Origin of the sequence: Bacillus sp. GMs2/2 (assembly GCF_050172095.1) — a bacterium.
Taxonomy (GTDB): Bacteria; Bacillota; Bacilli; order Bacillales; family Bacillaceae_G; genus Bacillus_A; species Bacillus_A cereus.
In genome coordinates, this window is the sequence record NZ_JBNLYE010000267.1 from 1 (window position 1) to 5,737 (window position 5,737).

Sequence of the window (5,737 nt, forward strand, 5' to 3'; positions counted from 1 at the left end):
TTATTATAAGAGATGTAGGTATTATATTTTCAAGGGGATGAAAACATGGAGTACAGAATTGAAAGAGATACATTAGGAGAAATAAAAGTTCCAGCTGATAAATTATGGGCAGCACAAACACAACGTAGTAAAGAAAACTTTCCAATTGGAACAGAGCAAATGCCGCTTGAAATTGTAAAAGCATTTGCAATTTTAAAGAAGAGTGCAGCGCTTAGCAATCAAAAATTAGGAAAGCTATCAGAAGAAAAAGCAGAAGCAATTGTAGAAGCTGCTGACGAAGTGATTGCAGGGAAATGGAATGAACATTTTCCGCTTGTTGTATGGCAAACAGGTAGTGGTACACAGTCAAATATGAATGTGAATGAAGTAATTGCAAATCGTGGGAATCAAATTTTGAAAGAGAAGGGATCTGACGTACATATTCATCCGAATGATGATGTGAACATGTCACAAAGTTCAAATGATACATTTCCAACGGCGCTTCATGTAGCTTGTGTAATCGCAGTAGAAAATCACGTATTACCGGCAATTACGAAATTAAAAGAAACTTTAGCAGAAAAAGTAACTGCATTTGAACATATTATAAAAATTGGTCGTACACATTTACAAGATGCAACGCCGTTAACTTTAGGGCAAGAAATTAGCGGATGGCACCGTATGCTTGAAAAAACAGAGCGTATGATTGCAGAGAGCAATACATATATGAAAGAGTTAGCAATTGGTGGAACTGCGGTTGGAACAGGTATTAATGCTCATCCTAAATTTGGTGAGATGGTATCAGAGGAAATTAGTCAATTTACAGGTAAACAATTTGTTTCTGCACCAAATAAGTTCCATGCATTAACGAGCCATGATGAAGTTGTATATACTCACGGTGCATTAAAAGCATTAGCTGCGGATTTAATGAAGATCGCTAATGATGTGCGTTGGCTTGCAAGTGGTCCACGTAGTGGTCTTGGAGAAATTATTATTCCAGCAAATGAACCGGGAAGCTCTATTATGCCAGGTAAAGTAAATCCAACGCAAAGTGAAGCGTTAACGATGGTTGTAGCGCAAGTGATGGGGAATGATGCAACAATCGGATTTGCTGCGAGCCAAGGTAACTTTGAGTTAAATGTATTTAAACCTGTTATTGCTTATAACTTCTTACAATCAGCTCACTTATTAGCGGATGCAATTGTTTCGTTTAATGACAATTGTGCAGTTGGTATTGAAGCAGATGAAGAAGTAATTAATGAAAATGTGAATCGTTCACTAATGCTTGTAACAGCGCTAAACCCACATATCGGATATGAAAATGCAGCTAAAATTGCGAAGCATGCTCATAAAGAAGGATTAACTTTAAAAGAAGCAGCATTGCAATCTGGGCTACTAACAGAAGAGCAATTTGATGAAATTGTAGATCCAAAGAAAATGATTGCTCCAAAAGAGTAATAGAGAAAGCCAAGGTTCTTAGTATAGAATCTTGGCTTTTTGATGTTCATTTTTAAGTTTCATCTACTTGCAATACTACAAGCTTCAAAATATATTATTTGTTAGCAGGCGTATTCATTACTTTTATCTGTGGGCAGTTCTCTTTTAAGAGTGAAATGAATTTTTCTTCTTCTTGTGGTACGAAAGAGGTCACTGAGTCAAATAAATTGTAATGTATTTCTAATTGTTGCCTAGTCCATTTTTTTGAACGAAGTTTTTTGCCAGAGTGCTTAATATGGCGAATGTCTTTAAATGGGATTTCAGTACGAAGTATGAAACCGTGTTTTACAACAAGAGATGATTCCGTTACGTTGTAGTGAGAGAAATAGAATGAAGAAAGATTCACGATATTTAGCAGCATCATGAGAGTGAAAAAAATAGAATTTTCATTTTGGAAGAATAATGAAACGAAAAAAATAATTATAAATAATGTAATGAAAATGACGTGGAATGGATTTTTTTTCGCTTTAAATTTCAAGTTAGTCACCTCGGTATACTTGTTCTTTAACTAAATTAAATCATAACATTGTGATAAAACGTGTGAATATGCAGAATTGCATATTCACACGTTTTATTATTCATGTAAAATTTCTTGATGGGATAAATTCCAAAGAAGTTTTGTAATAGTGGAGTGGCATAAAGTGACTTACAAGAATAGAAAGATAGCGTTAGTCATAATTAGTTGTATGATGATTATGAGTAGTTGTGCTAATAAATTTGTTGAAGATAGAAATCGAAAGCATACATTTGTACAAGCAAGTAAGGTTTTAGTAGAGACTGTAAATAGAATATATAAAGTGAAACGTTAATTAGTGGGAGGCTTACTGCCCGGTAAATAGCGGGATAAAAAGTAAAAGGTGTTTTCTTATACGGAAACATCTTTTTTGTAGTTAAAATTGAATACTGAAGTTTTGTAATGAGTGAATACCAGTTCCATATTCACTAATCGCATATGCGTTCTGTGTAATTTGCTTAACGGTAAACCAAGGGTCTTGAAGAATATTCATGTTCTATTTCACATCCTATAAAATGAGGTTGTATAAATACATTCGCTTTTCGTTATATCAAATCCTTTCGATAGATGTTTTTATAAAAGTTTATAAAATGGGCAAACGAAACGTTGAAATGTTTGTTTGTGTTGTGATAAGATGAAGAAGTGATAATAAACGATATAGCGATTTGTTTGGTTTTTAAATAAACATTTTGAAGGAGTGTTTAGTATGAGCGATATTTCAGAGAAGTTTTGGGATGCGTCAATAGAGGAATTAAAGAAAGGGTATGTGTTTGATGAAGAAAAAGAGGGGTACATTTGCTTAGCTTGTGGTGAAACATTTATTAAAGGTGTTATTTATCAAGATAATCAAGTTTTGTATGAAGCAGAGAAGTTCGTCCAATTGCATATTCAAAATGAGCATACGTCTATGTTTGATTATTTGCTAAATATGGATAAGAAATTTACTGGATTAACGGATTTACAAAAGAAAATGGTTCAGTTTTTCTATATGGGACTGAATGATAAAGAAATTGTAAAAGAGTTGGATGGCGGAAGTACATCAACAATTCGTAATCATCGATTTACACTGCGAGAGAAAATGAAGCAAGCAAAAGTATTTTTAGCGCTAATGGAATTATCAGAAGAAAAATCAAAAGTACAAACGAAATTTGTACCAATTCACAGAACAGCAACGATGGTGGATGACCGATACAATATTACGGAAGAAGAAAATAATGAAGTATTAAAAGCTCACTTTACAGAAGGATTAGATGGACCTCTCTCTAAATTTCCGAAGAAACAAAAGCGTAAATTAATTATATTGCGTCATTTAGTGAAAAAGTTTGATAGTAATAAAAAGTATACTGAAAAAGAAGTAAATACAGTGATAGAAAATGTATACCCTGATTTCGTAACTTTAAGAAGATATTTAATCGAATATGGATTTTTAGATCGAACAGCCGATGGAAGTCAATATTGGGTGAAGTTATAATCATATGAAAAGAAAATGAATAGAAGCACAGTATTATAACAACTATACAAAGAGATAGATATTGAAAATAGATTTTTAATAAAAGGAGAAATGAAATTTGAAACCACCTGCAGATAACAATAAAGAAGGTGCGGAGTCACATAAGTTGGAAAGTGAGAGTAAACCAATTTGGAAATCGATGTCGATGTTTTTAGTACCGTTATTATTAAGTAATGTACTACAATCAGTTGGACAATTATTTGGTATGGTAGTAGTAGGAAGATGGCTTGGAGTTAATGATTTAGCGGCCATATCAGCATTCTTCCCATTATTTTTCTTGCTCGTTTCATTTGTAATTGGTATCGGTTCAGGGAGCTCTATTTTAATTGGTCAGGCGTTTGGTGCTAAAAACGAAGATCGTTTAAAAGCTATCGTTGGTACGACGCTGACATTTACCTTTATTATTGGAGTTGTGTTGGCGATAATAGGAAGTATTTTTGCGATGGATATTATGCGTCTAATGGGAACGCCAGAAAATATTATTGAAATAAGTGTACATTATGCACGGATTTTATTTATATCGATGCCAGTATTATTTTTATATTTCGCATATACAACATTTATGAGAGGTACAGGAGATTCTAAAACGCCATTTTACTTTTTAATTGTAAGTACAGCACTAAATATGATTTTATTACCAGTTCTTATTTTTGGATGGTTAGGAGCTCCGAAATTAGATGTGTATGGAGCAGCCTATGCATCTGTTATATCTACAGTTATTACGTTTATTGTCATGCTTGTGTATTTAAAGAAGAAAAATCACCCATTACAACTAGATGGAATGGTTAGAAAATACCTTCGAATGGATGGGGAGTTATTAAAGCTATTGCTAAGGCTCGGTATACCGGCAAGTATAAATATGATATTAGTTTCATTATCTGAGATTGCCGTAATCGCATTTGTAAATCGTTACGGTTCGGATGCAACAGCTGCTTACGGCGTTGTGAATCAAGTTGCAAGTTATGTACAAATGCCAGCAGTTAGCCTTGGTATTACAGTTTCTATTTTTGCAGCACAATCAATTGGGGCGAATCAATTTGATCGATTGCAGAAAGTTGTGAAGGCCGGAATTATTATGAACTACGTCATCGGTGGTGTGTTAATATCTCTTATTTATTTATTCTCAAGAGACATTTTATCACTATTTTTAACGAGTCAAACTACAATTGAAATTGCTCATAGCTTAGTTATGATTACGTTATGGAGTTATTTAATTTTCGGTCATGCACAAATTATTAGTGCGACAATGCGAGCGAGCGGTACAGTACTTTGGCCAACTGTTATTGGAGTTGTTTCAATTTGGCTTGTAGAAGTACCCGTAGCATATTATCTTTCTTACCATACAAGTCTTGGAATAGAAGGCATTTGGATCGGGTATCCAGCAGCATTTATTGTCAGCTTACTATTGCAGTATGCATATTATAAGCTTTCATGGCAAAAGAAACGAATTACACGATTAGTTAGTTAAATAGAAAAATGTCCCTAAGTTATTAGACTTAGGGACATTTTTTCGTAAGTGCAGGTTTACAAATAGCTTTTTAAAGTTATATCAAAATGTTGTCTAATGAGTGTTTTATCACTCATATAAAACTCCCACGCTTTTTCCGGTTCACCGATAATCTCAAAGGATTCCTCTGTAATATATAAAGCGCAATTATCCTCCAGTGCAATTCCTTCTATATTCCCTTGATGATTTTGTAAAAAGGAATGGAAGGCGTTCATTCTGTTTAATTGATTATAATGTGGACAAAATCTTTTATTAACAATACCCCATCCGTTACTCTCTATATAACCAGAACCTTCATAATCTGATCGGATACTAGACGTGAACCAACACATAGCACCAGCGCTATAACCAGCAATAAGTGTTCCTTGTTGCAGAGCCAATAATAATTTTTCATCAAGTCTATGTTCTTTCCATTGCGTAAGCATGTGAATATAGTTTCCGCCACCTAGATAAATTAAATCGGCTGAATGAATCATCTCCTCTATTTCATACTTAGAAGGTGAATCTGTTGTAATGCGTAAAATTTGTACTTCACAATGTAATTGTTTTTCAAACGTGTCTAAAAATAATTTTATATAGCTTTCATCATCATGACTAGCCGTTGGAATAAACAATACTTTTGGATACTGTTTATTTGTTAATTCTATAAGGCGTTCATTAATAGGCAAGTGATTTGAATCTTGTAAATCACCGCCACCAATGACAGCTAATTTCATAGTAAAGCACCACCTAA

The 5,737-nt window shown here is 33.7% G+C and carries 6 protein-coding genes; 4 read left to right on the forward strand and 2 right to left on the reverse strand.

What is annotated here, in order from left to right; all coding sequences use genetic code 11:
- The first annotated feature begins 45 nt into the window (after positions 1 to 45).
- Positions 46 to 1,434: a class II fumarate hydratase gene (gene fumC / locus ACQGS6_RS21970; RefSeq protein ID WP_000456608.1), complete on the forward strand. Its 1,389-nt coding sequence runs from the start codon at positions 46 to 48 to the stop codon at positions 1,432 to 1,434.
- Positions 1,435 to 1,528: 94 nt separating this feature from the next.
- Here fumC and ACQGS6_RS21975 read toward each other — a convergent pair whose 3' ends face one another.
- On the reverse strand, positions 1,529 to 1,951 hold the full coding sequence (locus tag ACQGS6_RS21975) for a PH domain-containing protein (RefSeq protein ID WP_025967116.1): 423 nt from the start codon (positions 1,949 to 1,951) through the stop codon (positions 1,529 to 1,531).
- 163 nt (positions 1,952 to 2,114) lie between these two features.
- Here ACQGS6_RS21975 and ACQGS6_RS21980 point away from each other — a divergent pair, with 163 nt between their 5' ends.
- The 3 genes from ACQGS6_RS21980 (at position 2,115) to ACQGS6_RS21990 (ending at position 4,965) form a co-directional block, all read left to right on the forward strand.
- Positions 2,115 to 2,282, forward strand: coding sequence for a hypothetical protein (locus tag ACQGS6_RS21980; RefSeq protein WP_000221433.1), 168 nt, complete (start codon positions 2,115 to 2,117; stop codon positions 2,280 to 2,282).
- A 411-nt stretch (positions 2,283 to 2,693) separates the two neighbouring features.
- On the forward strand, positions 2,694 to 3,458 hold the full coding sequence (locus tag ACQGS6_RS21985) for a DUF2087 domain-containing protein (RefSeq protein WP_001280277.1): 765 nt from the start codon (positions 2,694 to 2,696) through the stop codon (positions 3,456 to 3,458).
- Between the two features lie 97 nt (positions 3,459 to 3,555).
- A complete protein-coding gene (locus tag ACQGS6_RS21990) occupies positions 3,556 to 4,965 on the forward strand; it encodes an MATE family efflux transporter (RefSeq protein ID WP_000804126.1) in 1,410 nt (469 codons plus the stop codon).
- Positions 4,966 to 5,021: 56 nt separating this feature from the next.
- Here ACQGS6_RS21990 and ACQGS6_RS21995 read toward each other — a convergent pair whose 3' ends face one another.
- Complete coding sequence (locus ACQGS6_RS21995; protein ID WP_000762121.1) at positions 5,022 to 5,720, reverse strand: peptidase E; 699 nt, start codon at positions 5,718 to 5,720, stop codon at positions 5,022 to 5,024.
- Positions 5,721 to 5,737: the final 17 nt, after the last annotated feature.

Excerpts from the sequence above, each read along its gene's own strand:
- ACQGS6_RS21995 (WP_000762121.1), bottom strand. The coding sequence starts at position 5,720 with ATGAAATTAGCTGTCATTGGTGGCGGTGATTTACAAGATTCAAATCAC.
- fumC (WP_000456608.1), top strand. The coding sequence starts at position 46 with ATGGAGTACAGAATTGAAAGAGATACATTAGGAGAAATAAAAGTTCCA.
- ACQGS6_RS21985 (WP_001280277.1), top strand. The coding sequence starts at position 2,694 with ATGAGCGATATTTCAGAGAAGTTTTGGGATGCGTCAATAGAGGAATTA.